This is a genomic window from Streptomyces sp. NPDC088387, from assembly GCF_044753385.1.
In the GTDB taxonomy this organism is placed as follows: domain Bacteria; phylum Actinomycetota; class Actinomycetes; order Streptomycetales; family Streptomycetaceae; genus Streptomyces.
This window is the reverse complement of record NZ_JBIVNC010000020.1, coordinates 14,270-40,126: the sequence shown is the minus strand read 5'-3', so window position 1 is coordinate 40,126 and position 25,857 is coordinate 14,270. Positions and strand designations below refer to the sequence as shown.

The window sequence follows — 25,857 nt, the reverse complement described above, 5'->3', positions numbered from 1 at the left end:
TCCTCCGCGGCCACTGCCGCTCTCTGTTCTGAAAACGGGCCCGCGCTCCCCACGGTTCCGGACCGCTACCCTGAGACGTCCCTGAGTCGCGCCCCCTACTCGTCCCTGACAGTCTCCCCCTGCGGGCGCCGTCGTGACCCACGTCACGGGATTGACATGGCAGGGAGTCCACTGCGGTGCTGTACCCTCGGCGACTCCGACCCACCGTAGTCAAATTTGAGGAGTACGGTGTAACTGTGCAGAGCACTTCCGCGGCACCACCGTCCGAGATCGACGAACTGGCTCGCTGCTGCACACTGTTCGTTCCCGGTGATCCGCCTCGTACCGGCCGTTTCGCCTTCTGGCGGCCCGACGGCACCGCTCCCCCGGCAAGCGCTTCGGGGACAGTCGCCGACGTGACGGTCGTCGTACCGACGGCAGACGGTGTGCGGGCAACCTCCGTGCCGGCGGTCCTGCTGCCGGTGCGCGACGCACTGCCGTTGCTCACGCGCGCGCGGGTCGAACCGTCCGCGCACCGGTCGGCCGTCTTCTGGGGCGCGGCGACCCTGCTCGCACTCCACTGCACCGCGCGCGGCCTGCTGCTCCCCGGCCTGTCCGCCGGCGACTGGGACGCCTGGCGGGCCGGGCCGCTGCGCGCGGAGGACGCCGAGCACATCCGGCTGCTGGCGGCGGCCATGCCGCCCGAGGCCCACGCGGTCCCGCTCCCCGGCACCACCGAGCTCCGGATGCCGGACCCGGAGCGACTGCTCCGCGCGTTCCTGGACGCGATCGCCGACACACTGCCACGCTCACCCGCGACTGCCGCCACCCTCGTGACGGACGGCGCGTCCACCACCGCGCGGGAGCCGGTCACGGGCAGCCGGGCCTACATCGCGCAGGAGCCGCAGCACGTACCGGACCACCGGGCCTGGGCGGACGACGTTGCCGCCGGTCATGACGCCGGGGTACGGATCTCACTGCGGATCGAGGTCACCGGGCTTTCCCCGTTGGAGGAGATCGGGGGCGAGAACCCGACCTTCCGGGCGGTACCGCAGGTGCACAGCGTGAGTGATCCGGCGTTGGTCGCGGATGCCGCGGATGTGTGGGCGGGGACCGACACGGCCGCCGCCTTCGGGGCACGCGCGCGTATGGACGTACTGATCGCCCTGCGGCGCGCCGCGCGTGCCTGGCCCGCGCTCACCCCCTTGCTGTCGGCCTCCGCGCCGGAGGCCGTTGGGCTCGCCGACGACGAGATCACTGATCTGCTCGGGGAGGGCGCCCGCTCCCTCGCCGCCGCCGCGGTCGATGTGCATTGGCCCAAGGAACTGGCCCGGGAACTGACCACCCGCGCGGTGGTCGGTCCGCCGGACGCGGAGGGGCCGGCCAAGGCGGCGTCGGACACACCGTCGTTCCTCTCCGCCGACGCGCTGCTCGCCTTCGACTGGCGGTTCGCCCTGGGCGACCGGCGTCTGTCGCGCGAGGAGCTGGACCGGCTCGCCGAGGCCGGCCGGCCCGTGGTGCGGCTGCGCGACCAGTGGGTGCTGGTGGACCCGGAGGAGGTACGCCGGGCCCGCGCCCAGGAGGACCGCAAGGTGTCCCCGATCGACGCCCTGAGCGCCGCCCTGACCGGCTCCACGGAGGTGGACGGCCGCCGCGTGGAGGTCCACCCGACCGGTTGGCTGGCGGCGCTGCGAGAGCGGCTGAACGAGCCCGAGGCGCAGGAGCCCGTCGCGCAGCCGGACGCGCTCACCGCCACGCTGCGGGACTACCAGCGCCGGGGTCTCAACTGGCTGGCCCGGATGACCTCCCTGGGCCTCGGGTGCTGTCTGGCCGACGACATGGGACTCGGCAAGACCATCACCCTGATCGCCCTGCATCTGCACCGCCAGAGCGACCCCTCGGCCGCGGGCCCGACGCTGGTGGTCTGTCCGACCTCCCTGATGAGCAACTGGCAGCGCGAGATCGAGAAGTTCGCGCCCGGCACCCCCGTACGCCGCTTCCACGGCCCCCGGCGCGATCTGGAGGCCCTGGCCGACGGGGAGTTCGTGCTGACCACGTACGGCACCATGCGGCTGGCGGCGGGGCAACTTACCGAGGTGCCCTGGGGTCTGGTTGTGGCGGACGAGGCGCAGCACGTGAAGAACCCGTACTCGGCCACCGCGCGGGAGCTGCGTTCCATCGGCGCACGTGCGCGTGTCGCACTCACGGGTACGCCGGTGGAGAACAACCTGTCCGAGCTGTGGGCGATTCTCGACTGGACGACTCCGGGCCTCCTTGGCCGCCTCGGCACGTTCCGCTCGCGCTACGCGCAGGATGTCGAAGGGGGCCGCGATCCGGCCGCCGCCGAGCGGCTGGCCCGCCTCGTGCGCCCGTTCCTGCTGCGCCGCCGCAAGGGCGACCCGGGGATCGCGCCGGAGCTGCCGCCCAAGACCGAGACCGATCGGGCCGTGTCGCTCACCGCGGAGCAGGCGGGCCTGTACGAGGCCGTAGTGCGTGAGACGCTCGCGCAGATCGCCGAGGCCGACGACATGGCGCGGCGCGGGCTGATCGTAAAGCTGCTGACCGGCCTGAAGCAGATCTGCAACCATCCCGCACAGTTCCTCAAGGAGGACCGCCCCGTCATCGCCGGGCGCTCCGGGAAGCTTGAACTGCTCGACGAACTCCTCGACACGATCCTCTCCGAGGACGCGGGTGTGCTGGTCTTCACCCAGTACGTCCAGATGGCACAGCTCCTCGAACAGCATCTCGCGGCACGTGGCGTGTCGTCGCAGTTCCTGCACGGCGGGACCTCCGTGGCCGAGCGCGAGGCGATGGTGGAGCGTTTCCAGGCCGGTGAAGTGCCGGTCTTCCTGCTGTCGTTGAAGGCGGCCGGCACCGGCCTGAACCTCACCCGCGCTGAGCACGTCGTGCACTACGACCGCTGGTGGAACCCCGCCGTCGAGGCACAGGCCACCGACCGCGCATACCGCATCGGGCAGACCCGGCCCGTGCAGGTGCACCGGCTGATCGCGGAGGGCACGATCGAGGACCGAATCGCCGAGATGCTCAACCGCAAGCAGGCGCTGGCCGACGCGGTACTGGGCCAGAGCGAGGCGGCTCTCACCGAACTGACGGACGCGCAACTGGCCGAGCTGGTGGAGCTGCGAGGGGGGACCCGATGAGCCGGTACGACGAGGACGGGACAGGCATGGTGGACTCCGTGGACGCCGAGCGCATCTTCGCGGCACTGCCGCCCGCGCACGGGCGCGGTTTCGCCGCGACCTGGTGGGGACGGGCGTGGCTGAAGGCGCTCGAGGACGGGGCGATGGACGGCCAGCAGGTCAAGGCGGGCCGTCGCCTCGCGCGCGGTGGGGCCGTGGGCGCCGTGTCGGTACGCCCCGGGCGGATCACCGCCGTCGTCCACGACCGCGACCGGACGGGGCACCGCGCGGATGTCCTGCTGGAGCGGTTGTCCGCCGAACAGTGGGACAGCTTCCTGGACATGGCCGTCGAGCGGGCGGGACATGTGGCGGCCCTCCTCGACCGCGACATGCCGCCGGACCTCGTCGAGGACGCCGCGGCGGCCGGTATCGATCTGCTGCCGGGACTCGGCGAGTTGGAGCCCGAGTGCGGTTGCGGCGCCTGGGACCACTGCGGGCACACGGCCGCGCTGTGCTACCAGATGGCACGGCTCCTGGACCAGGATCCGTTCGTCCTGCTGCTGATGCGGGGCCGCGGCGAACGCGCGCTGCTCGACGCGCTCCAGGAGCGCAGTGCCGCGCCGGCCGTGGAGTCGACGGCGCCGGAACCGGACGGTGTGGACGCGGCGGAGGCGTACGCGGCCGGTGCCGTGCTTCCTCCACTGCCCGCCCTGCCCGTACTCCCCCAAAGGCCCGGCGTGTCGCCGTCCCTGGAGACCGAGGAGGCGGCTCCGGTCGGGGTTGATCCGGCAGCGCTGGAGTCACTCGTAGGACAGACCGCCGCCGAGGCTCACCGGCTGCTGGAGGAGGCGTTGCGGGGACCCGCTCCGTCGGTGCATACGCCGGTGTGAGGGAGAGACCGCCGGGTGCGGTGAGACCTGGGCGAGGGCGCTACGTATCACTTCACGGAGACAGCCCAGGTCTTGCCACGGGACGGAAGGAGAGCACCGTGCCCACACCGCCCGCGTCCGACTCACCGGACGACCGCCCCGCGCTGGAGCCCATCCGCGTGCTGCGCCCGCGCCGCACCGACGCGCTGGCCCAACTGCTGGAGGAGATACGGCAGGACAAGGACTACCGGGGGCAAGGGGCGGCGGCGTCGGCACCGGTCGCGCAGGGCCACGCCGGAGAGGATACGGAGCCGCTCCCACCCGTCCCCGGCGGCGGGACGCGGCAGCTCTCGCCCGCGCGGGCCGGCAGAACAGAACAACACGGGCCCGCGCGGGGCGGCAAAAAACACCAACACCGGCCCGCGCGGGGCGGCGAGACAAAGCAACTCCCGCCCACGCGCGGCGGCAAGACGCAGGAACTCCCCGCATCCGCCGGCGACGCCCACCCTCCACGTCCCGTGGATCGCCCGCGCCTCGGCCCCGGACAGCGCCGGGCCGCCGTAGTGATCGCGATAGCCGCCGCAGCCGTCGTCGGCTTCGGCTGCTCGCTCCTGATCCCCGGCCGTACCGAGGCCACCCCGGCCGCACCCTCGGTCAACGCACCGGCCGCCCCGGCGTCGCCCGCCCCGGGCCCGGCCGGCGTGTCCGACGTCCTGACCAACTCCGGCTTCGAGTCGGGAACCCTGTCGCCCTGGAAATGCCCCGGCAACCCGGGCTCGGTCGTCTCCTCCCCCGTCAAGGGCGGGTCCAAGGCCCTCCAGGGGAAGGTGAGTCCGACGGACATCGGGCAGTGCGCCCAGACCGTCGCCGTACGGCCGGACACCACGTACTCCCTCAGCGGTTGGGTCCGTGGCTCCAACGTCTATCTCGGCGTGGACGGCGGCGCCTCCACCTGGACCACATCCCCCTCCGCCTTCAGCGCGCTGACCGTCTCCTTCACCACCGGCGCCTCGCAGACCAGCGCGACGGTCTATGTGCACGGCTGGTACGCACAGGGCGGGTACTACGCCGACGACATCGCGCTCGCCCCCGCCTCGGCGACTCCCGCGCGATAGGTACCGTCCAGAGCCGGAACCCCGTCGGCCGAGCAACCGCGCTGGTGGGGGCGGTCAATGGCCGCCACGCGCATGTGTGTTGACCCGGATGTGCCGCACCTCACATTTTACGTGGGAGGGCTGCCGGTGCTCTGGATGGGCATGACGGACAACAGCGCGCGGCTCCCCGATCGGTCGGGGGGACTGCCGGACTCGGTGGCGGGGCAGGGCGACGGCGAGGGGAAGGGCGCGGGTGAGGGCGAGGTGGCGGGCCTGGTGCTGCTCATCAACACCGTTCTGGGCGGTCTGGGTACCTTGTACGTAACCACCGAGTCGAGTGCGATAACGCTCTCGTCGGCCCTGCTGGTTCTGCTCATCATTGGGGTGGTTCTCGTGACGAAACGCAGGACCGTACGCGAGGCCCGTCCGGGGCGGAAGGACGACTGGAGTGGAAGGTGAGCCTGATGGCTACACGGTGTTCTTCGAGGACCAGTACCCCCGGGTGGTAGCCATGTTGATCGCCTACCGCGGCTTCGCCCCCGAGGTCGCGGAGGACTCGGCGGCCGAGGCCATGTGCCGTCTCCTGCTGAACTGGGGGAAGGTCGAGATGCCACAGGCCTGGGTACGCACCGTGGCGTTACGGGTTGCCTGCCGGCTGGCGAAGAACCAGCAGGCCGGGCCGTTGAAGTGGGATCTCGTCGACGAGCGGGCGGCCGCGGACCTGGCCGCGGTGGAGACGTCCTTGGTCGCGGGCTCGGCCGTGGCGGCCCTGCCCCGGCGCCAGCAGGAGGTCATGACACTGACGCTCGTCGACATGACCCCTTCGGAGATCGCCGTTGTCCTTGGATGTACGGCGGAGCAGGCCCGGGGCAATCTCGCCCATGCGCGCCGAGCGCTCAGGAACGCGATCCAGAGGGAGGAGGGCGCAGATGGACCCGATGCACAGCGCGCACAGGGAGTCTGAGCCGGCGGATCCGGACGCCACGTACAGCCGGCTCGTCGAGCGGTACTCCGCGCCGAGGGCCCTTGCCGCCGCGTACGAGCGGGTCGCGGCCGAGGCCCATCGTCGGGCGGAGACCTCGGAAGCGGCTGTGCCCAGGCAGGGGGACGCTCCTGTCGCCGAGGAGCGCGTGGCCCGTGAGGCCGCTCTTCAGTCGGCGGACCGGCAGCTTGTTCGCCGAGGCGGGCGCTCCGGCTCCCCCCGAGCGGGCGGTTCCACTGGCGGCGGCTTTGCCTCCGGTGGTCTGGGTACGGCGGTCACCGGGGGCGGCGGCTATCACCGAAGTGCCCCGCGTGATCCGCTGTCCGGGACGCCCCTCACCGGGTCCGGAACACCCCTCACCGTGTCCAGGCCTCGCACGGCCGCCGAGCGGATCAGGCCCCGTTACATCCTCGGCGTCGAGGCCCTGGTGCGCACCACCGCGGAACCGGGCCAGTTGCTGGGCATGCTGCCGGAGCACCTGCGCATTTGCAGCCTGTGCCGAGAGGTCAAATCAGTGGCCGAGATTTCGGCCCTGCTCCGCATGCCTCTCGGCATCACACGTCTCCTTGTGGCCGACGTCGCGGAGGAGGGACTTGTGGCGATCCATCAGTCCGATGGTCCGCCTGAGGCGCCGTTGATCGAGAGGGTTCTTATGGGGCTACGGGGGCTGTAGCCGGCCTGGCGGAGAGCGTCGCGATACCTGCGCAGCCAGGGGTCGCGCACGTCGGGCAGCCCGATCAGGGTGCACTCGAAGGCACGGTCGTGGGGCCCAAGGGGATACCAGGGGCGCGGCCTCAGGGGGTAGTCGTCGCGCAGGACGCCCTCCGGGAGCACTCCGGTCGCGGGCATCGGTGAGGTCTCGTCCGGGTGGGCGAGATACGCCCAGACCCCGCTGTCCAGGGGCACTACGACCCCCTCGTCGCCCGGCTCGCGCCAGGACGCGCCCGTGAGGGGGTGGCGGGGAACGAGCAGGATGTCGGGGCGAGGCCGGGGTGTGGGGATCCCCGGGCCCGCCAGCCCGACGGACAGGGCACCGGGCCCGTCCGGGAGGTACCGGTCAACGGCATGGCCGAGCAACTCGGCGACACGGCCGCCGGGGAGGGTCACCGGGCGGCCCTCGGTGGCCACCACGAGGTGGGCCAGCGCCACCCCGACCGCCGCCTCCCAGCGGCGGCTCCAGAACCCGTCGAGTTCGACGGGTGGGACGCGGTGCTCGGCACGCTCCAGGTCCTCCCAGTCGGGCGGCGGACCGGCGGGGAGCCCCGAGGGGCGGCGTACGACCGTGTCAGGCTCCAGCCACACCGCCTGCCACAGTCCGCAGTCGTCCATACGAGTCGCCACGGCCCGCCCGCACCCCTCGCACGCCAGGTTGAGGCCCGCCCGGCCGTCCACACCCCGGCAACAGCCCTCGCACATCTCGGGGATCAGGGTCATGGACCGGGAGTCGCCGGGGGCGATGACAATCCTGTTCCGCGCGCCGAACGAGACGGAGTACACCGGCGCGTACACACCCTGTTGGGCAGCCGCGTCCTCTCCGACCTCCTCCCACAACCGCCACGGCGGCCCGGTGGGCAGGGGATCAACGGCGTACGTCGCGGTCTCCATCAGAGCAGGATGGAGCTCCTCCCACCCCCCGTGGTGAGTGTGGACGGGGAGGACGACCCGGGACACCGGTGCAGTCAGCTCCGTGCCACACACGGCACACGCGAACACGTCCAAACAGGCTCCCCCTCGCCCCGATTCCCAGCGGATTCTCCCTCGCCCACAGCGGCGGATCCACTGGATTTCGACCACGTCGCGCCGCGGCTCGGATCGGCCCCATCCTCGACGTGACTTACCGGCCGCCCCGCGTCCGCGACCTCCGTGCCGTCAGGAACAGGAGTGTGCCGCCCGCGACCAGCAGGGCGGCGGTGGCGGTGCGCAGGAGGACTCCGTCCGTGCCCGTGGTGGCGAGGCCGCCGCCGGTGTTGGTGGTCGTCCCGCTGCTGGTTCCGGTGCCGGAGGATGGCGTGGGTGACGGGGACGCGGAGGTGCTCGGTGTCGGGCTGGGCGTCGCCGAGCCGGTGGACTTCACCGGGATCGCCGCGGTGTCGTTGGACGTGTCGTCGTCACGGTTGGGGAACTCGGCGTTCTCCACCGCCCGTACGCTGCCCCGCGCGCCGGGGACGACCCGGTCGATCCGGACCGTGAACTCCTGGGTCACGGAGTCGCCGGGCCGGAAGTCCGTGCTGGTGATGTCGCAGGTGTAGCTCTTCGCGCCGGCCTTGCCCGGTGTGCAGTTCCACCGCGGCCCGGGGTCGCCCTGCTCGCCGGGCCCGGGGGCGCCGGTGATGGTGGTGCCGGCGGGCGGAGTCACCACGAACGTACCGGAGTTGTCGGCTTCTCCCCACGGGACCGTCATCCGGCCCGGGCCGTTGTTCCGCACTCCCACGGTGATGCTCACCGTGTCGCCGACCTTGCCCTCGGCCGTCTCGCCGAGCGCCTGGTAGTCGGCGTGCTGGGCGGTGGCAAAGGTGCCGTACCCGGAGCCGGTGAATCCGGATCCGGGGGCGACGGGCTTCAGGCCGAGCGGCGCGCCGGTGCCGGTCCTGGGGAACTCGGACGGGTCGAAGGAGTCGGGCGCGGTGCCACCGACCGGCCACACGACGTAGGTGTTGTAGCCGTACATCGTGTCCTCGGCGGCGGTGTAGCGCAGCGGCACGTCCGTCTCGTAGGCCGCGCCGGGCGCGATCGGGCCGGTGAACCGGCACCATGCGCCGACGTCGGGCCGGTCCGAGTAGTGGCAGTTGGAGTGGTCGCGGGCGAGGGAGGTGCCGTCCGAGTCCTGCACCAGCAGCATGACGCCGTTCTCGGCAGGTGCCCTGCCGGTGTTGGCGAAGGCCGGGGTGCGGGCGAAGTCGGCGCCGGGCGCGATGTCGTTCAGCGCCGGGTAGGGCCGGGTGAGCAGCTTCGGGCCGCCGACCAGGACGTCCGTACTCCCCGTCACGGTGGGCGCGTCGGAGGCGGTGGCGGTGTACGTGATGGTCCCGGTGTCGCCCGCCTTCGCGGCCGCGGTGGGCTTCAGGAAGAACGGGTCGATCGACTCCGTGCCCGACAGCGGGCCGACATCGCACCTCACCTTCAGGGTGCCGGTGCTCACGCAGTCCCCCGTGACCACCATCGTCGCCTTCCCGGCGAGGGACGACGCGTCGACCGCGACCGAGACGTCATGGGCGTCCCCGCCGGAGGCGGTGATGCCGAGGTCCAGGTTCGGGCCCTCGCCCTCGGTGGGGACGTAGTAGGTCTCCTGGGTGTCCAGGACGAGCGTCGCGCCGGCGGCGTACGCGGCCGGGGTCGCGACCGCCAGAGCGCCCGTGGTCAGAGCGCCCGTCACCAGTGCGGCGGTCGTCAATGCGCCCGTCGCCCATGCGGCTGCCGCCGCTGTCCGCCATGTCCTGCGTATCGTCAGCACGCTACGTGGACACGCCAGAAGGCGGGAAGGTTGCGCCCGAGTGTCCGTCAGCCGACGTACGGGTTGTCGCCCCCGCCGCCCGCGCCTCCCGTGTCGCCCTGGCCTCCCTTGCCTCCCTTGCCTCCCGTGACGCCCTTGCCTCCCGTGCCTCGGTCGCGTCACGGAACTGGGCGAGCGCGGCCCGCCGACGATGCAGATCCGCGATGTCGGCGTCCATCCTCTCCAGGTGCATGCTCATCGTCCGCAGCACCTCCGGGCAGGGCTCGATCCCCGGTCCGGCGCCGGTGGCGCACGGCAGCATCTCGCGGATGGCCTCGGTGGTCAGCCCGGCCGCGAGCATGCCCCGGATGTGCGCGACGACGTAGGGGGCGTCGGGTGCGTACACCCGGTATCCGTTGCTGTCGCGGTGGGGGCACAACAGGCCCTGCTCGTCGTAGTACCGCAGCAGCCGCGCGGAGACTCCGGTCCGCCGCGACAGTTCGCCTATCAGCACTGACTCTCCTCACCAAGTCCGGGACTTGACCTTCACACCGGTGTGATGGGTCAACGTACGACGCATGCGCAATTCATTCCCGGCCCTCGCCACCACCGTCAGCACTGTCACCACCAGCGCCTCCGGCACCGACAACGGCACCGGCACCGGCACCAGACCCGCACTGCTGCTCGCCCACGGCGCCACCGGCAGCATCGAAGGCAACTTCGCGCCGGTCCTGCCCGCCCTCACCGCCGCCCACACCGTCGTCGCCCCGGACTACCCCGGCTCGGGCGCGACCCCGGTCGCCGACGCCCCACTCACCCTCGACGACCTCGCGGACGCCGTCGTCGACTCCGCCGTACAGCACGGCGTCGGGCGGTTCGCGATACTCGGCTTCTCACTCGGCACACTGGTGGCCGTGCGCGCCGCCGTACGCCATCCCGAGCGGGTGACCGCGCTGGTGCTGACCGCCGGATTCGCCCGCCCCGACGACCACCTGCTCGGCCTCCTCCCTGGCTGGCGGGCCGAGGTGGCTCCCGCGCTCCACCCTCACATCGACCTGATCCCCTCCCTCGACACCACCGGCGACCTGGCCAAGGTCACCGTCCCCACACTGGTCGTCGCGACGACCGCCGACACCATGGTCCTGCCCGAGGGCTCCCGCGCCCTGGCGGACGGGATCCGGGGCGCGCGGTACACGGAGATCCACAGCGACCACGTGGTCATGGTCGACCGGCCGGAGGAGTGGCTCAAGCCGGTGCTGGACTTTCTCCGCTCCCTGTCGCTTTCGGACGGACAGGGCGGTGAGGTGGCGTGAGGTTGCAGGTCGTCCTCCCGAACGAGCTCGCGGGCGCCGACCCGCACCAACTCATCGACCTGGCACGGCAGGCCGAGGACCTCGGCTACGACACGGCATGGCTGCCCGACCACATCCTCCCGCCCGGCGAGTACGGTCCGGTGTACGGAGGTGTCCTCGAACCACTGGTGACCATGGGCTGGTTGGCGGCCGCGACCAGCCGGATCCGGTTCGGCACCTCCGTACTTGTCCTGCCCCTGCGCAGCCCTTTTGTCGTGGCCAAACAGATCGCCACCCTCCACGCGCTGTCCGGCGGACGAATCACCCTGGGCGTGGGCATCGGCTGGGACGCACACGAATTCACCGCCGTCGGCGCCGACTTCAGTAGCCGGGCGGCCCGCACCGACGAGGGAATCGCTCTGCTACGGCACCTGTTCGAGGTCGGCCGGGGTCCCTTCGAGGGCCGCTGGTACGGCTTCGAGACGGGCGTCTTCGAGCCGCGCCCCGAGGGTGTGGTGCCGGTGATGACCGGCGGTGTCACGGACGCCGCGCTGCGCCGGGCGGCCCGCTACGCCGACATCTGGCAGGGCGTCGGCCTGGACCCACCGACATTCACCGAACGCCTGACCCACCTGCGGGCCCATACAGACGACCCTCGCACAGAGGGCCGTACGGTCTCCCCCGGCACCCGCATCGACTGGCACGGCCCCGACGCCACCCTCGACGAGGCCGTCCGCACAGCCGAGGCCTTCCGGACCGCCGGAGCCGAACACCTCGCGATGCACTTCGGCACCCCGGACGGCTACGCCCGACGCATGGCCGCATTCGCTCAAGTTGCCGGGCGTCAGGGCCACTTCGACCACAACGACGACCTCCCGTAGGACGAAGCGGTCCACCGCCCACGAAACACCGCACCCGGCCGGCGAAGCCAAGCGGTCGACGTCCGGCACATGGCATGGTGACTGCCACAACACGTAGGCGAGCGACTCTCCACGCACGCGCGCGGCCCGCACCCCGGGAAGGACACGATGAAGCTTCTCCTCACCGACTCCGGAATCAAGAACGCGAGCATCCAGTGCGCGCTGGTGGAGCTCCTGGACAAGCCGATCGCCGAGTCCAACGCCCTCTGCGTTCCCACCGCCGGCTACGGGGCCCCCGACGCCGATCCGGGTGGGCCGTGGCGGTTCATCAGCGGACGGTCCTCCAACCCCATGACCGAACTGGGGTGGAGGTCGGTGGGCGTCCTGGAACTCACCGCGTTGCCCAGCATCGACAAGGACACCTGGGTCTCCTGGGTCCGGGAGACCGACGTCCTGCTGGTCAACGGCGGTGACGCGCTGTACCTGAGTCACTGGATGCGCGAATCCGGGCTGGCTGAGCTGCTGCCGACGCTGGTCAACACGGTCTACGTGGGACTCAGCGCCGGCAGCATGGTGATGACACCCCGCATCGGGGACGACTTCGTGGGCTGGAAGCCGCCCACCGGCGGCGACCGCACACTGGGCGTGGTCGATTTCTCGATCTTCCCGCATCTGGATCATCCGGCCTGCCCTGAGAACACCATGGCCGCGGCGGAGCAGTGGGCAGCGGGGATGACGGGTCCGGCGTACGCGATCGACGAGCAGACCGCCATCAAGGTCGTCAACGGTGTCGTCGAAGTCGTCTCCGAGGGCCGGTGGAGACTGTTCGGCACGCCCTCGACCGGCTCGTAGAGCCAACTCTTCAGCTGACGGACACCGTTTCGAGGTGGATGCCTCAACAGACCAATTCCTAAGATCACCGCGTGCGTTGGCGACGGATACTCGTACTCGGCCTGGCCGGTCTGCTGGTGGTGGCCGCCGCCGTCGGGGTCTACTCCTACGGTTCCTTCTTCGGGTGGTGGGCCCGGCCCACCGTGCACGACGCTCCGGAGGCGGAACCCGCGTCGGTGGAGCAGGTCGCGAGCGGGCTGCTGCTCCCGTTCGACCTGGCGTTCCTGCCCGACGGGTCGGCGCTGGTCACCGAGCGTGAGACCGGCCGTCTGCGCAAGGTCACCCCGGACGGGAAACTCACCGACATCCGGACCGTCGAGGAGATCGCCGAACCGACCAAACAGGCCGGTCTTCAGGGCGTGGCCGTCTCCCCCTCCTACGCCGAGGACGGCTGGGTCTACGTCTACTACACCACCGGGCAGGACAGCCGCGTGGCCCGGCTGCGGCTGGACTCGCCGGCTCCGCCCGAGCCGATCCTGACCGGCATCCCCAGCGGTGAGATCCACAACGGCGGACGGATCAGGTTCGGCCCCGACGGCATGCTCTACGTGACCACCGGGGAAGCCGACGAACGTTCCCGGGCCCAGGACCGCAAGGATCTGGGCGGCAAGATCCTGCGCGTCACGGCGTCCGGCAAACCCGCACCCGGCAACCCGATCGAGGGCTCACCGGTGTACAGCTGGGGGTTCCGCGACCCGCAGGGGCTCGCCTGGGACGACAAGGGGCAGCTCTACGTCTCCGAGTTCGGCCACCACAACCTCGACGAGCTGAACCGCGTCGAGCCCGGCGCCAACTACGGCTGGCCCGAGGTCGAAGGCACCGGCGGGGACTCCGGGTTCACGGACCCGATCGCGACCTGGAAGCCCGCCGACGCCTCGCCCAGCGGAATGACGTACCACAACGGCCAGATCTGGGTCGCCTGTCTGCGCGGCGAACGGCTGTACCGGATCGCCACCGACGGCTCGTCCGCCGAGCAGCTGCTCACCGGCGAGTACGGCCGTCTGCGGCTCGTGACGAAGGCCCCGGACGGCTCGCTGTGGGTGCTCACCAACGGCCGTACCGGCCCCGACCACGACCTCGTCCTCCGCCTGACCCCGTGACGTGACCGCCTGAGAAATGCGGGCACTTGGTCTACGGGGATCGCCTGCCGGCCCTCCGAGGCCGCAGGCCGGCGCAGCCTCCGCCGTCCCGCCTGCGGCGACTGCGGCGACTGCGATATGCCGCGCGGATTCTGCGCGTCGCGGCGACGACCGCCGTGGTGAGAAGAGCGGCGGTGACATTGCCGGTGAGGTCGTGGAGGAGGAAGTCCTCCACGTGGTACCAGTCCATCGGTCGATGACGTCCTGTCGTGCTCGGGAACGGCTGACGCACCCACCGTTCTCGCAGGTCAGGGTGTTGCGGAAGGGTGCAACACCCGCCTGTCACCCACTCTCTCCCATGATCGATTTTGTTCGGGCGGCCCGGCTCGGAAGACTGGTTCGCCCTGGGTTCGTCCCCGTCGCCGCGGGGTGTGCCGTACAAGGAGACGGGTGGACACTGAAGCCGCTGAAGCCACCGACGGCGGGTACGAGCGGGCGGGCGCCGCCTACGCCGAGGGGTTGCGCGCCGCGTACCAGCACATCTCCGACTCCTACCGGACGTTCGCGCGCAGGCAGGACGTGCCCTTCGACTACACGGCCGTGTCCCGTTTCCTGTCGGGCGACAGGGTGGCGCCCCCGGAGTTCCTCGAGTGCCTCGCGTCGGTGCGCCGGGCGGTGGGCGTCCCGCTGACCGAGGAGGAAGGGAGGGGACTGCGCGCGTTATGGCTGTCGGTGATGGAAGCGAGCCGGAACCCCCAGCACCGCCTCGCCTACCTGGAACACCAACTGGACGTCGTACGCGAACAGCTGGCGCAGGCAGAGGAACAGGCCGGGAGTGACCGGGGCCGTCTCGAAGCCTCCCGAGCGCGCCTCGAAGCGCTCCAGGAGGAGCTGGACACGGCCCGCCGATCGGCCGACCGCGCGGCGGGGTTGCGTGAGGAGAACTCCTGGCTGCGGCGGCAGCTCAGGGCGGCGGCCGACTATGTCCGGGACACCGAGCGGCAGTTGGAGGAGAGCGAGCACGGGCGTGCGGGCCTTGAGGAACAGGTCCGGCTGCTGGAGCACGAGGTCGCCGTACTGCGTCGGCAGGTGAACGCCCTTGAGCAGGAGGCCCAGGCACGTGTCACGGAGGTCACCGGAGACTCGGAGGCCGGGAAGGGGACCGGGACAGCGGCCGGGACGGTCGGCGCGGTGGGCGGCGCTTCGAGCGACGTACTGGTCCTGACCCTCCCCAGGACCATCTCGCGTCTCGCCTCCCACCGGCTCACTCGCCGGCAGCGGGGAGCGCTGTGGTCGGCGGCCGCCGGAGCCTGCGTGCTTCTCCCGCTGTGGATCACCGATGCGATCGACTGGTTCCCGGGCCTGGACTACGCCGACGGCGACACACCCTCGGAGACCAACAAGTCGTGCAACCTCGAGACCGGGTGCATGCCGGCCTACTGGTCCTGGGAGATCCCGTCGGGCGGGGAGATCGAGACGACCTACTGGCTCGACATCTCCGACGAGAGGCAACAACCCCGCGGAACTCTCAACATCCTCAACGGCGACCGGTGCACGGGCAGCGTCGAGTGGACCATCTCCGCGGGCAGCAGTGAGGTCGCGTCCGGCACGGTCACCGGTACCACCACCGAGTCCGTCACCGGCACCGCACCCACGCACAGCGGTCAGCTCACTCTCTCCGCCCGCCGCGCCGACAACGAGGACTGCCTAGCGACCCTCACCTGGACCGACGCACGCGTCGACTGACCCCGCGCGCCGCTCAGTTCGTATGCGCCACCACGGCGTCGATCAACGTGGGCCAGAGTTCGCGCGGGCGGTCGTGGCCCATGTCGGGGACCAGCAGGAGCTCGGCGCCGGGCACCAGGTCGGCCGTACGCTTCCCGCCGCCGGGGTCGATGAGTGTGTCGTCCAGGCCGTGGATCACCAGCGTCGGCACCCGCAGTTCGCGCAGCGCGTCCGCACGTGAACCGCTGAGGATCATCGCGCCGAGCTGCCGGCCGATGCCTTCGGGGTAGTAGGCACGGTCGTAACCGGCGGCGGCCAGCTCGCGCAGCGCCGCCGCGTCACCGTACCGCCTGGAAGCCCACACCAACTCCCGCTCCGCCGCGGCGACATACCCCTCACGGTCGGCCGGCCTCGGGCTGAACAGCACCGCCTGGGCCTCCTCACTGGGCCGGCCGTACTCGCTCTCGCCGGTCGAGGACATCATCGACGTCAGGGTCAGCACCCGCGCCGGAGCGGAGAGGGCCATCGTCTGGGCGATCATTCCGCCCATCGAGGCGCCGACCACATGAGCGCGTTCGATTCCGAGCGCGGTGAGCAGACCGAGTCCGTCTCCGGCCATGTCGAGAAGCCGGTAGGGCACCATCCGCTGGGCGGCGGGAATGTCACCCGAGCTCACGACGGCGATGAACTCGCCCATGTCCACGGGGTGTTCGTCGAACCTCGTGGACAACCCGCAGTCACGGTTGTCGTACCGGATCACATGGCGGCCGCGATCTGCCAGCATCCGGCAGAAGTCCTCGTGCCAGGCGAGCAGCTGCGCGCCGAAACCCATCACGAGCAGCACAGGGGGATCCCCGGGGTCACCAAAGGTCTCGTAGGCGATGGACACCTCGGGAGACACGTCAACGATCGACATACGGCGAGGCTGCCACGGAAGACCACGAAACGCATCCGGAATTTCGGCGCGTGACCTGCACGTCAGCAGCGCCGGTCCATCGGCTCGGGCCGGCTCGGCAGCGGTGCCCGGTCCCCCGCCCCTCAGGTCACCAGCGCTGCGGACACGTCCGGATCCGCCGACGAGGACTCCTCGCAACCGACCAGCGCGGCGGTGGCCAGGGTGCAGCCCAGCGCGATCGCGGCTGTGGCCCGGGGACTTCCGAACATGAGCTCTCCCAGCGTGAGAACGGGTGCCGAAGTGGCTGACCAGTGGGCCAGTTGCCGTTGATCGACGGGTTCACGGCCTCACGGCCTCACTGGATCCGCGGTCGAAGCACCGCGGCTGTTCCCGAACGCTACGGATCATGCACGCCTGGATCGTCACCACTCGGTGGACACCTGCATGTAGCTCGCACGGGGGACGGCGCGTCGACCGCCGGGGAGGTGTCCGGGGTGGGCGTTCCGTCAGCGGCGCAACTGATGGCGCAGGTGAAGCACCCGGTTGCCCTGGATCACCGCGTCAGGATCGAGCTCCTGCGCCTTGGCCATGGGCGCCTCGACGCCGTTGGCGAAGTGGAACGGTGCGTGGCCGAAGTGAGCCTGGTCGAAGTAGTCCGCGCCACCGGCGGGTCCGGGCGGTCCTGGATGTCCTCGGGACTCCGGGTCCCTCTAAGGCGTGTCGCCCGCGGCGTCGAGCGACGGGAAACCGGACGGGAAGAGGGACTCCAGCCCGCTCGGCAGGTTCGTGGGGAAGTCGCTCGGGAAGCCACTGGGCCAGTCGCTGGGCAGGCTGCTCGGGAAGTCGCTCGGCAGATCGGTCGGGAAGTCCGAGGGCAGCGACGGCATCCCACTGGGCAGCAGCTCTGTCGGAATGCCGAACGACGGATCCGCCGACTCGCCCGGGGTCGCGCTCGAACGGCTCTCCGCGGGGGCGGGGTCGGAGGCGCCGTTGTCGTTGCCCACCACCACGATCGCGGCGACGATACCGGCGGCCACGACGAGCCCGATCGCGATGAAGAACGGGGTGCGGCCCCTGCCCCGGTTCCCCGGGTCCTGCGGGAAGCCGTAGTCGTCGGGGGCCGGTCCGTAGCCAGGAGGCGGAGCGTCGTTCGGCGGGCCGGGGGGCATGGGCGGTACTGGGGGCGTCGGCGGTACTGGGGGCGTGGCCATGCCGCCAGCATCGCGGCAGTACGGATCATCGGGCGACCCCCGCGCGGAGGTTGCTACGGATCCATGCAGTGGAATACACGGTTCCGGCACATTCCGCGCGGGGGCCGGGTCACGCCGACAGGCCGCCCCGCGCGGTGGCTACCCCCGCGCGCCCAGCAGGTGGTCCATCGCCAGCTGGTCGAGGTGCTCGAAGGCCATGCCCCGCGCGGCGGCCGCGTCCACGTCGAAGTCCTCGAACGCGGTGCGGTCGGCGAGGAGGGCCTGGACGCCGTCCGCCGCGGTGGGCAGCGCCAGTTCGTCGAGCCGTGAGTCCCGCAGGGCCTGCTGGACCGCGGGGTCGGCCCGGAAGGCCTCGGCGCGCTCCTTGAGGATGAGGTAGTTGCGCATGCAGCCCGCCGCGGAGGCCCAGACGCCGTCCAGGTCCTCGGTGCGCGGCGGCTTGAAGTCGAAGTGGCGCGGGCCCTCGTATCCCGCGGTCTCCAGGAGGTCGACCAGCCAGAAGGCGGAGCGCAGGTCGCCGGCGCCGAAGCGCAGGTCCTGGTCGTACTTGATGCCGTTCTGGCCGTTGAGGTCGAGGTGGAAGAGCTTGCCGGACCACAGGGCCTGGGCGATGCCGTGCGGGTAGTTCAGGCCGGCCATCTGCTCGTGGCCGACCTCGGGGTTCACGCCGTACAGCTCGGGGCGCTCCAGGCGCTCGATGAAGGCCAGCGCGTGGCCGACCGTCGGCAGCAGGATGTCGCCGCGCGGCTCGTTCGGCTTGGGCTCGATGGCGAAGCGCAGGTCGTAGCCCTGGGAGGTGACGTACTCGCCGAGGAGGTCGAACGCCTCCTTCATACGGTCGAGCGCGGCGCGTACGTCCTTGGCGCCGCCGGACTCGGCGCCCTCACGGCCGCCCCAGGCGACGTAGATCTTCGCGCCCAGCTCGACCGCGAGGTCGATGTTGCGGATGGTCTTGCGGAGCGCGTAGCGCCGCACGTCGCGGTCGTTGGCGGTGAAGCCGCCGTCCTTGAAGACGGGGTGCGTGAACAGGTTGGTGGTGGCCATCGGCACGGTCATGCCGGTGGTGTCGAGTGCCTGCCGGAAGCGCTTGACGTGGGACTCGCGCTCGCTCTCGGTGGAGCCGAACGGGATCAGGTCGTCGTCGTGGAAGGTCACTCCGTGCGCGCCGAGCTCGGCCAGACGCTGCACGGTCTCGACGGGGTCGAGGGCCGCGCGCGTGGCGTCGCCGAACGGGTCCCTTCCCTGCCAGCCGACGGTCCACAGGCCGAAGGTGAACCTGTCCTCGGGGGTGGGCTGGTAGTTCATGCCGCGGCTCCCTTGCTCGCTTGCGAATATCACTGTCGGGTATTTCGTCATGGCGGTTTACAAATTAGTATGCCGTCGCGTCCCTGTGAAGAGACATAGTTGTTCCTGGGGACGGGAAACACGTCGGAGCCCCCGTACGACCCGCAGAAGCCCGCACCCGCGCGGAACGAGCCGCACAAGAGGAGAGCCCCATGTCAGCAGCCGAGGGACCGCTCGTCGTCGGCGTGGACACGTCCACCCAGTCGACCAAGGCGCTGGTGGTGGACACGGCGACCGGGCAGGTCGTGGCGAGCGGGCAGGCCCCGCACGAGGTGACCTCGGGCGCGGGCCGCGAGAGCGACCCCCGGCAGTGGTGGGACGCGCTGGGCGAGGCGCTGCGCCAGTGCGGCGACGCGGCGCGCGAGGCCGCCGCCGTGTCGATCGGCGGTCAGCAGCACGGCCTGGTGACCCTGGACGCGCGCGGGGAGCCCGTACGTCCCGCGCTGCTCTGGAACGACGTGCGGTCGGCCCCGCAGGCGCGCCGTCTCACGGAGGAGCTGGGCGGCGCGAAGTTCTGGGCCGAACGCACCGGATCCGTCCCCACGGCGTCCTTCACGGTCACGAAGTGGGCCTGGCTCGCCGAGCACGAGCCGGACGCGGCCCGCGCGACGAAGGCGGTACGCCTCCCCCACGACTACCTCACCGAGCGCCTCACGGGAGTGGGCACGACGGACCGCGGAGATGCGTCGGGCACGGGCTGGTGGGCGTCGGGGACGGAGTCGTACGACGATGAAATCCTCTCCCGCGTGGGCCTCGACCCGGCGCTCCTCCCGCGTGTCGCGCGGCCCGGCGAAGTGGTCGGCACCGTGCGCGACGGCCACGATCTGCCGTTCTCCAAGGGCACCCTTGTCGCCCCCGGGACCGGCGACAACGCGGCCGCCGCGCTGGGGCTGGGCCTGCGCCCGGGTACGGCGGTGCTGAGCCTGGGCACCTCCGGCACGGTGTACGGCGTGTCGCAGCACCGGCCGGCCGACCCCACCGGCACGGTGGCCGGTTTCGCCGACGCGCGCGGCGACTGGCTGCCGCTGGCCTGCACCCTCAACTGCACGCTGGCCGTCGACCGCGTGGCCACCCTGCTGGGCCTGGACCGCGAGGCGGTCGAGCCCGGCACCTCGGTGACCCTGCTGCCCTACCTGGACGGCGAGCGCACCCCCGACCTGCCGAAGGCCTCGGGGCTGCTGCACGGCCTGCGCCACGACACCACCGCCGGCCAGCTCCTCCAGGCCGCCTACGACGGTGCCGTGCACGCCCTGCTGGGCGCGCTGGACCTGGTCCTCGACCAGGACGGGGACCCGTCCGAGCCGCTGCTGCTGATCGGCGGCGGCGCGCGGGGCAGGGCCTGGCAGGAGACGGTACGGCGGCTGTCCGGCCGCCCGGTCCAGGTGCCCGAGGCCAGGGAACTGGTCGCGCTGGGCGCGGCCGCCCAGGCCGCCGCTCTCCTCACGGGCGAGGATGCCGCGGCCGTGGCCCGGCGCTGGGACACCGCGCGGGGGCCGGTCCTCGACGCCGTGGAGCGGGACCGGGCGACTCTGGCAAGGATCTCCGGGGTACTCTCCGACGCGGCCCCGCTGCTCGAACGCAGCCCGGAGAGCCGCTGAGACGGCTCGAACAGACGGAGAACCGCCCGCGAGCGACGGAGGATTGACGCAAGCATGACCGCACCGCTGCACGAGGCGAACCCGACGGGTGCCGGACGCGCGCTCCCCGACACGCAGCAGGGCATGCGGCGGCGCAACCTCGCGCGCGTGATGCACACCGTCAGCGCCGAGGGACCGCTGTCGCGCGCCGCGGTCGCGACGCACATCGGACTGACCCGCGCGGCGGTCTCCACCCTGGTCGACGAACTCGTCCGCGCGGGGCTGCTGGAGGAACTCGGCCCCGAGCGTCCGGGCCGTGTGGGCCGCCCCGGTTCGGCACTGGCGGTGAGCGGAAACGGCCCGGCCGGGATCGGCGCGGAGATCGGCGTCGACCACCTCGCGGTCTGCGCGGTGGACCTGCGGGGTGACGTCCGCGCGAGGGCCGTACGCCAGGGAACCAACCGCGACCGCGGACCGGAACCGGTGGCGGCGGAACTCACCGCGCTGCTGCGCCAGGTCGTCGCCGAGGCGGAGCAGCAGGGGCTGTGGCCCGCGGGTCTCGCCGTGGCCGTGCCCGGACTCGTCGCCCGCGACGGCCGTACGGTCGTCCGCGCGCCGAACCTCGACTGGCGCGACACCGATCTCGCCGCGCTGCTCCCGCCCGAGCTGCCGCCCGCCGTGGACAACGAGGCCAACTTCGGCGGGCTCGCCGAACTCTGGCTCGGCGAGGCGACCCCGGCGGACTTCCTGCACGTGTCGGCCGAGATCGGCATCGGCGCGGCCGTGGTCGTGGACGGACGGCTGCTGCGCGGGACGCGTGGTTTCGCGGGCGAGCTGGGACATGTGCCGGTCCGTCCCGACGGGCCCGCGTGCGCGTGCGGCGGTCGCGGGTGTCTTGAGCAGTACGCGGGCGAGGAGGCGGTCCTGCGTGCCGCCGGCCTCCAACCCGGCGAGAACCGTGTGGAGTTGCTCGCGGAACGGGCCGAGAACGGCGACGAGGACGTACGGCGGGCCCTGCGCGGCGCCGGCGAGGCGCTCGGCATCGCCCTGACCGGCACGGTCAACCTGCTCGACCCCGGAAGCGTGGTCCTGGGGGGTGCGCTGGCCGCCCTCGCCCCCTGGCTCCTGCCGTCGATACAGGACGAGCTGAGCCGCCGCACGGCGGGCCGGACCTGCCCGGTGACGGTCTCGCGGCTCGGCTCGGAGGGACCGCTGCTGGGCGCGGCGCATTCGGTGGTGCGGGGCGTGCTGGACGATCCCGGGGCGGTGGCGGGACGGCGGTGAGGGGCGGCGACGCCGCGCGGCGGTGAGGGACGGCGAGGCTCGGCGGCGACGCAGGGCGGCAGTGAGGGGCGGCGAGGCTCGGCGGCGACGCAGGGCGGGGGCGCGGCGGAACCGGGGCCGTAGCCGCGGGCGTCACCCCTTCGGGTGACGGAGATATCCACAACTCCCCTGCCGTCCACGGAAACCGGCCGGGTCCGGCCGCCCGACGGCCAAGCCGCATACGGTGATTCACACGAGGCGCACACGGCCCCTCTGACCTCGGACGATCGGAGCTGTGCAGTGACCAGCGACCCTCGGAACCCGATCGTGCGGCAGGGACCGGATGCCGATCCGCGGCGGAGAGCGGTGGGACACCGGCCCCGTCCGTTCCCCGGCCGACGAGGGCTGCTGAAAGGCGCCGCGCTCGCCATGGTCCCCTACGCGCTGCTCCCGGCACCCCGGGCGGGCGCGTTGGCACCGGCGCCCGACTATCCGCTCGGCGAGTGGCAGCCCGCGCACGCCTCCAACCTCACGTCCGCGGCCCGCCCCGGGGACCACCCCCTGGACTTCGTCGTCATCCACATGACGCAGACCCGCTATTCCAACTGCCTGGCCGTGTTCCAGGAACAGAACCGGCACGTCTCCGCCCACTACCTGGTCAGATCCGCGGACGGCCACGTGGCGCAGTGCGTGCGCGAGTCGGACATCGCCTGGCACGCGGGGAACTGGGAGTACAACACCCGCAGCATCGGCATCGAGCACGAGGGGTGGGTCGACCGGATCGGGTACTTCACCGACGCCATGTACGAGAGTTCGGCGAGACTGACCGCCGCGATCTGCACCCGGTACGGGATACCCAGGGACCGCGCCCACATCATCGCGCACTACGAGGTGCCGGGCACCGACCACACCGATCCGGGGCCCCTCTGGGACTGGACGCGGTACATGAGGCTGGTCGCAGCCGCCTGAACCCGGGGGAATGGCCGGCGGGCGCCCTTGGTACGGGCGATGCCCGTCGAAACGGTTGTCGGCGCGGACACCGGGAGTGACGATGTCCCCAAGCGCCGATGTTCGCAGTCGCCGATGTCCCCAGTCGCTTCGCTCTCCGGGAGGCCGAGTTGACCGATCCCTGGGTGGCCCTGGAGCCGGGTGCCGATCCCGTCGAGCGCGCCCGGACGCTGCGGCGCGCGCACGAGGCGTTCACCGCGGCGGGTTTGATGTCGCGGCCGGTGCGAGGAGTGGTGGCCGACTCGTGGCGAAGGTCGGCGCGGGCAGGCGTCGGACCGGACGGCACCGCGCACGTGGAGCTTGTGGACGGCGACCTGGGCGCGTACCGGTCGGAGCATCCGCTGGGGCAGGTGATGCCGCTGGTGCGGGAGCTGACGGGCACGTTCGCCGCGGACGGCGAACATCTGGTGGCGGTGTGCGACGCGCAGGGCAGGCTGCTGTGGGTGGAGGGGCATCCGGTGACCCGGCGCAAGGCGGGGCGGATGAACTTCGTGCCGGGCGCGCGGTGGGCGGAGTCGGCGATGGGCACGAACGCGCCGGGAACGGCGGTCGCGGTGGACCGGCCGGTGCAGGTGTTCGCGGCCGAGCACTTCAGCCGCAGGGTCCAGCCGTGGACGTGCGCGGCGGCGCCGGTCCACGATCCGCGCACGGGCCGGGTGCTGGGGGCGGTGGACATCACCGGCGGCGACGGGCTGGCGCACCCGCACAGCCTGGGGTTCGTCCAGGCCGTGGCGCGGGCGGCGGAGTCCCAGCTGGCGCTCCTCGAACCGGCGTCGCCGGTCGACGACCGGCCTCGGCTGTCCGCGCTGGGCCGCGACGAGGCACGGCTACGCGTCGAGGGGCGGTCGATCCGGCTCAGCCGTCGGCACAGCGAGATCGTGGTGCTGCTGGCCCGCCATCCGGAGGGCCTGACCGGAGACGAGCTGCTGTGCGCGCTGTACGAGGACGAGTCGGTGCCGCCGGTGACGCTCCGCGCCGAACTGGCCAGGCTACGCAGGGTGTTGGGCCCGGGGATGCTGGCTTCCCGCCCCTACCGGCTGACCGGGCCGGTCGAGTCGGACGTCGACGCCCTGGAGCGGTGGGTGGCAGCGGGCGCGGTGACGGACGCGGCGCGGGCGTACGCGGGCCCGCTGCTGCCGGCGTCACAGGCACCGGCCGTGGCCCGGCTCCGGCGCCGGCTGACCGACGGGCTCCGGGCGGCGCTGATCGCCCGCGGCGACCCGGACCTGCTGGCGGACTGGGCGCACGCGCCCTGGGGCGAGGACGACCTGGAGGTGTGGCGGGCGCTGGCGGCGACCCGTCCGACGGCGGCGATCCGGGCCCGGCTGGCCTCCATGGAGGCCGAGTTGACGGCGTGGCCGGCCTGAGGAGACACACGACCCCTCTCGGTGCGGGGAGCCGTGGGGGCACACTGCCCCTCTCGGTGTGGGGAGCCGTGGAGGCACACTGCCCCTCTCAGTGTGGGGAGCCGTGGAGGCACACTGCCCCTCTCAGTGGGGCGAGCCGCGGGGCCGCACCGCCCCTCCCCCACCGCAACGTACTCGCAACCTCCCCCCTCCTACTCTCGCGCCCAGCACTGTCCAACGGCGGGCAGTGAGGTATCAGGAGGCACGATGACCCGTTACGCGGCGCCCGGCACCGAGGGCGCGATCGTCTCCTTCGACGCGAGGTACGACCACTTCATCGGTGGGGAGTACGTGCCGCCGGTGCACGGGCGGTACTTCGAGAACCCGAGCCCGGTGAACGGGCAGCCCTTCACGGAGGTCGCGCGGGGCACGGCCGAGGACGTGGAGGCCGCTCTCGACGCGGCGCACGCGGCGGCGCCGGGCTGGGGACGCAGGTCGGCGACCGAGCGCTCCGACATCCTGTTGAAGATCGCCGACCGTATGGAGGCGCATCTGGAGCCGCTCGCGGTCGCGGAGAGCTGGGAGAACGGCAAGCCCGTACGCGAGACGCTGGCCGCCGACATCCCGCTCGCCATCGACCACTTCCGCTACTTCGCGGGGGCGATCCGTTCTCAGGAGGGCGCGCTCAGCGAGGTCGACGACGACACGGTGGCGTACCACTTCCACGAGCCGTTGGGGGTCGTGGCGCAGATCATCCCGTGGAACTTCCCGCTGCTGATGGCGACTTGGAAGCTCGCGCCTGCGCTGGCCGCGGGCAACGCCGTGGTGCTCAAGCCGGCCGAGCAGACCCCGGCCTCCATCCACTACTGGATGAGCCTGGTGGCCGACCTGCTGCCGCCGGGTGTGCTCAACATCGTCAACGGCTTCGGTGAGGAGGCCGGCAAGCCGCTCGCGTCCAGCGCGCGGGTCGCGAAGGTCGCCTTCACGGGCGAGACGACGACGGGCCGGCTGATCCTCCAGTACGCGGCGGAGCATCTGAAGCCGGTCACGCTGGAGCTCGGCGGCAAGTCGCCGAACATCTTCTTCGACGACGTGTGGGAGAAGGACGACGAGCTGCGGGACAAGGCGCTGGAGGGGTTCACCATGTTCGCCCTGAACCAGGGCGAGGTGTGCACGTGCCCGTCGCGCGGTCTGATCCAGCGGGGCAACTACTCCGACTTCCTCCAGGCGGCGATCTCCCGCACCGAACTCATCAAGCCGGGTCACCCTCTCGACACCGACACGATGATCGGCGCCCAGGCCTCCAGCGACCAGCTCGCGAAGATCCTGTCCTACGTCGACATCGGCCGGCAGGAGGGCGCGAAGGTTCTGACGGGCGGTGAACGTATCGACTACGACGGTGAGTTGAAGGGCGGCTACTACGTCCAGCCGACGATCTTCGAGGGCGACAACCGGATGCGGGTCTTCCAGGAGGAGATCTTCGGTCCGGTCGTGTCGGTCACGTCGTTCGACGACTTCGACGACGCGATGAAGGTCGCCAACGACACGCTGTACGGGCTCGGCGCGGGTGTGTGGACCCGGGACATCAACACCGCGTACCGCGCGGGCCGGGCCATCCAGGCGGGCCGCGTCTGGACGAACTGCTACCACGCGTATCCCGCCCACGCGGCGTTCGGCGGCTACAAGCAGTCGGGCATCGGCCGCGAGACGCACAAGATGATGCTGGAGCACTACCAGCAGACCAAGAACCTGCTGGTGTCGTACTCGCCGAAGAAGCTGGGCTTCTTCTAGGCGCACACAAAAAGGCGCCTGACCTGGTCTTTCACCCGTCAGGCGCCTTTCGCCCAGCCCGCTATTGACCGAGCCCGACAT

At 71.7% G+C, this 25,857-nt stretch carries 21 protein-coding genes and 2 pseudogenes; 16 read left to right on the top strand and 7 right to left on the bottom strand.

Annotated elements, in window-relative coordinates; translation table 11 throughout:
* Positions 1 to 236: 236 nt before the first annotated feature.
* From ACIQAC_RS36695 to ACIQAC_RS36670, 6 genes and pseudogenes are all read left to right on the top strand, one after another.
* Positions 237 to 3,140, top strand: a complete 2,904-nt coding sequence (locus tag ACIQAC_RS36695; RefSeq protein ID WP_402199146.1) for a DEAD/DEAH box helicase — start codon at positions 237 to 239, stop codon at positions 3,138 to 3,140.
* Positions 3,137 to 3,979, top strand: a pseudogene (locus ACIQAC_RS36690) (SWF or SNF family helicase); the annotation flags it as partial. The gene ACIQAC_RS36695 and the pseudogene ACIQAC_RS36690, both read left to right, overlap by 4 nt.
* A gap of 620 nt (positions 3,980 to 4,599) precedes the next feature.
* Positions 4,600 to 5,073: pseudogene (locus ACIQAC_RS36685) on the top strand (carbohydrate binding domain-containing protein); the annotation flags it as partial.
* An 87-nt stretch (positions 5,074 to 5,160) separates the two neighbouring features.
* A complete protein-coding gene (locus ACIQAC_RS36680; RefSeq protein ID WP_402199145.1) occupies positions 5,161 to 5,541 on the top strand; it encodes a hypothetical protein in 381 nt (126 codons plus the stop codon).
* Positions 5,531 to 6,046, top strand: a complete 516-nt coding sequence (locus ACIQAC_RS36675; RefSeq protein ID WP_402199142.1) for an RNA polymerase sigma factor — start codon at positions 5,531 to 5,533, stop codon at positions 6,044 to 6,046. The genes ACIQAC_RS36680 and ACIQAC_RS36675 overlap by 11 nt, the downstream gene beginning before the upstream one ends.
* Positions 6,047 to 6,326: 280 nt before the next feature.
* On the top strand, positions 6,327 to 6,737 hold the full coding sequence (locus ACIQAC_RS36670) for a DUF742 domain-containing protein (protein ID WP_402199371.1): 411 nt from the start codon (positions 6,327 to 6,329) through the stop codon (positions 6,735 to 6,737).
* Here the strand turns inward: ACIQAC_RS36670 and ACIQAC_RS36665 are convergent.
* The 3 genes from ACIQAC_RS36665 to ACIQAC_RS36655 all read right to left on the bottom strand — a co-directional run bounded on the left by ACIQAC_RS36665 (position 6,671) and on the right by ACIQAC_RS36655 (position 10,008).
* Positions 6,671 to 7,669 (bottom strand): hypothetical protein, encoded by a 999-nt coding sequence (locus tag ACIQAC_RS36665; protein ID WP_402199140.1) that lies wholly within the window; start codon positions 7,667 to 7,669, stop codon positions 6,671 to 6,673. The two genes, ACIQAC_RS36670 and ACIQAC_RS36665, sit on opposite strands and share 67 nt — an antisense overlap.
* Before the next feature lie 229 nt (positions 7,670 to 7,898).
* Positions 7,899 to 9,437, bottom strand: coding sequence for a hypothetical protein (locus tag ACIQAC_RS36660; RefSeq protein WP_402199139.1), 1,539 nt, complete (start codon positions 9,435 to 9,437; stop codon positions 7,899 to 7,901).
* A 79-nt stretch (positions 9,438 to 9,516) separates the two neighbouring features.
* Positions 9,517 to 10,008: a MerR family transcriptional regulator gene (locus ACIQAC_RS36655; protein WP_402199136.1), complete on the bottom strand. Its 492-nt coding sequence runs from the start codon at positions 10,006 to 10,008 to the stop codon at positions 9,517 to 9,519.
* A 64-nt stretch (positions 10,009 to 10,072) separates the two neighbouring features.
* Here ACIQAC_RS36655 and ACIQAC_RS36650 point away from each other — a divergent pair, with 64 nt between their 5' ends.
* The 5 genes from ACIQAC_RS36650 to ACIQAC_RS36630 all read left to right on the top strand — a co-directional run bounded on the left by ACIQAC_RS36650 (position 10,073) and on the right by ACIQAC_RS36630 (position 15,362).
* Positions 10,073 to 10,807 (top strand): alpha/beta fold hydrolase, encoded by a 735-nt coding sequence (locus ACIQAC_RS36650; RefSeq protein WP_402199134.1) that lies wholly within the window; start codon positions 10,073 to 10,075, stop codon positions 10,805 to 10,807.
* On the top strand, positions 10,804 to 11,667 hold the full coding sequence (locus tag ACIQAC_RS36645) for a TIGR03619 family F420-dependent LLM class oxidoreductase (RefSeq protein WP_402199132.1): 864 nt from the start codon (positions 10,804 to 10,806) through the stop codon (positions 11,665 to 11,667). The genes ACIQAC_RS36650 and ACIQAC_RS36645 overlap by 4 nt, the downstream gene beginning before the upstream one ends.
* 147 nt (positions 11,668 to 11,814) lie before the next feature.
* Positions 11,815 to 12,498, top strand: a complete 684-nt coding sequence (locus ACIQAC_RS36640) for a Type 1 glutamine amidotransferase-like domain-containing protein (protein WP_402199130.1) — start codon at positions 11,815 to 11,817, stop codon at positions 12,496 to 12,498.
* A 71-nt stretch (positions 12,499 to 12,569) separates the two neighbouring features.
* Positions 12,570 to 13,637: a PQQ-dependent sugar dehydrogenase gene (locus ACIQAC_RS36635; protein ID WP_402199128.1), complete on the top strand. Its 1,068-nt coding sequence runs from the start codon at positions 12,570 to 12,572 to the stop codon at positions 13,635 to 13,637.
* 429 nt (positions 13,638 to 14,066) lie between these two features.
* The gene (locus ACIQAC_RS36630) at positions 14,067 to 15,362 is read left to right on the top strand and encodes a hypothetical protein (protein WP_402199127.1); all 1,296 of its coding nucleotides are present in this window, start codon (positions 14,067 to 14,069) and stop codon (positions 15,360 to 15,362) included.
* Between the two features lie 13 nt (positions 15,363 to 15,375).
* Here ACIQAC_RS36630 and ACIQAC_RS36625 read toward each other — a convergent pair whose 3' ends face one another.
* From ACIQAC_RS36625 to xylA, 4 genes are all read right to left on the bottom strand, one after another.
* A complete protein-coding gene (locus ACIQAC_RS36625) occupies positions 15,376 to 16,257 on the bottom strand; it encodes an alpha/beta fold hydrolase (RefSeq protein ID WP_402199124.1) in 882 nt (293 codons plus the stop codon).
* Positions 16,258 to 16,379: 122 nt separating this feature from the next.
* Complete coding sequence (locus ACIQAC_RS36620) at positions 16,380 to 16,505, bottom strand: hypothetical protein (RefSeq protein WP_402199123.1); 126 nt, start codon at positions 16,503 to 16,505, stop codon at positions 16,380 to 16,382.
* Positions 16,506 to 16,946: 441 nt separating this feature from the next.
* On the bottom strand, positions 16,947 to 17,447 hold the full coding sequence (locus ACIQAC_RS36615) for a hypothetical protein (RefSeq protein ID WP_402199120.1): 501 nt from the start codon (positions 17,445 to 17,447) through the stop codon (positions 16,947 to 16,949).
* Positions 17,448 to 17,585: 138 nt separating this feature from the next.
* Complete coding sequence (gene xylA / locus ACIQAC_RS36610; RefSeq protein ID WP_402199118.1) at positions 17,586 to 18,752, bottom strand: xylose isomerase; 1,167 nt, start codon at positions 18,750 to 18,752, stop codon at positions 17,586 to 17,588.
* Between the two features lie 191 nt (positions 18,753 to 18,943).
* Here xylA and xylB point away from each other — a divergent pair, with 191 nt between their 5' ends.
* The 5 genes from xylB (at position 18,944) to ACIQAC_RS36585 (ending at position 25,776) form a co-directional block, all read left to right on the top strand.
* Complete coding sequence (gene xylB, locus ACIQAC_RS36605) at positions 18,944 to 20,389, top strand: xylulokinase (RefSeq protein WP_402199116.1); 1,446 nt, start codon at positions 18,944 to 18,946, stop codon at positions 20,387 to 20,389.
* A 54-nt stretch (positions 20,390 to 20,443) separates the two neighbouring features.
* Entirely contained in the window at positions 20,444 to 21,652 is a 1,209-nt protein-coding gene (locus tag ACIQAC_RS36600; protein WP_402199114.1) for an ROK family protein, read from the top strand.
* Between the two features lie 408 nt (positions 21,653 to 22,060).
* Positions 22,061 to 22,600 (top strand): N-acetylmuramoyl-L-alanine amidase, encoded by a 540-nt coding sequence (locus ACIQAC_RS36595; protein ID WP_402199368.1) that lies wholly within the window; start codon positions 22,061 to 22,063, stop codon positions 22,598 to 22,600.
* Positions 22,601 to 22,749: 149 nt separating this feature from the next.
* Entirely contained in the window at positions 22,750 to 24,006 is a 1,257-nt protein-coding gene (locus ACIQAC_RS36590) for a GAF domain-containing protein (protein ID WP_402199112.1), read from the top strand.
* Positions 24,007 to 24,252: 246 nt separating this feature from the next.
* Positions 24,253 to 25,776: an aldehyde dehydrogenase family protein gene (locus ACIQAC_RS36585; RefSeq protein ID WP_402199110.1), complete on the top strand. Its 1,524-nt coding sequence runs from the start codon at positions 24,253 to 24,255 to the stop codon at positions 25,774 to 25,776.
* The last annotated feature ends 81 nt before the right edge of the window (positions 25,777 to 25,857 follow it).

Excerpts from the sequence above, each read along its gene's own strand:
- ACIQAC_RS36680 (WP_402199145.1), top strand. The coding sequence starts at position 5,161 with ATGGCCGCCACGCGCATGTGTGTTGACCCGGATGTGCCGCACCTCACA.
- ACIQAC_RS36665 (WP_402199140.1), bottom strand. The coding sequence starts at position 7,669 with ATGGAGACCGCGACGTACGCCGTTGATCCCCTGCCCACCGGGCCGCCG.
- ACIQAC_RS36650 (WP_402199134.1), top strand. The coding sequence starts at position 10,073 with ATGCGCAATTCATTCCCGGCCCTCGCCACCACCGTCAGCACTGTCACC.
- ACIQAC_RS36640 (WP_402199130.1), top strand. The coding sequence starts at position 11,815 with ATGAAGCTTCTCCTCACCGACTCCGGAATCAAGAACGCGAGCATCCAG.
- ACIQAC_RS36625 (WP_402199124.1), bottom strand. The coding sequence starts at position 16,257 with ATGTCGATCGTTGACGTGTCTCCCGAGGTGTCCATCGCCTACGAGACC.
- ACIQAC_RS36620 (WP_402199123.1), bottom strand. The coding sequence starts at position 16,505 with ATGTTCGGAAGTCCCCGGGCCACAGCCGCGATCGCGCTGGGCTGCACC.
- ACIQAC_RS36615 (WP_402199120.1), bottom strand. The coding sequence starts at position 17,447 with ATGGCCACGCCCCCAGTACCGCCGACGCCCCCAGTACCGCCCATGCCC.
- xylA (WP_402199118.1), bottom strand. The coding sequence starts at position 18,752 with ATGAACTACCAGCCCACCCCCGAGGACAGGTTCACCTTCGGCCTGTGG.
- xylB (WP_402199116.1), top strand. The coding sequence starts at position 18,944 with ATGTCAGCAGCCGAGGGACCGCTCGTCGTCGGCGTGGACACGTCCACC.
- ACIQAC_RS36600 (WP_402199114.1), top strand. The coding sequence starts at position 20,444 with ATGACCGCACCGCTGCACGAGGCGAACCCGACGGGTGCCGGACGCGCG.
- ACIQAC_RS36595 (WP_402199368.1), top strand. The coding sequence starts at position 22,061 with ATGGTCCCCTACGCGCTGCTCCCGGCACCCCGGGCGGGCGCGTTGGCA.
- ACIQAC_RS36585 (WP_402199110.1), top strand. The coding sequence starts at position 24,253 with ATGACCCGTTACGCGGCGCCCGGCACCGAGGGCGCGATCGTCTCCTTC.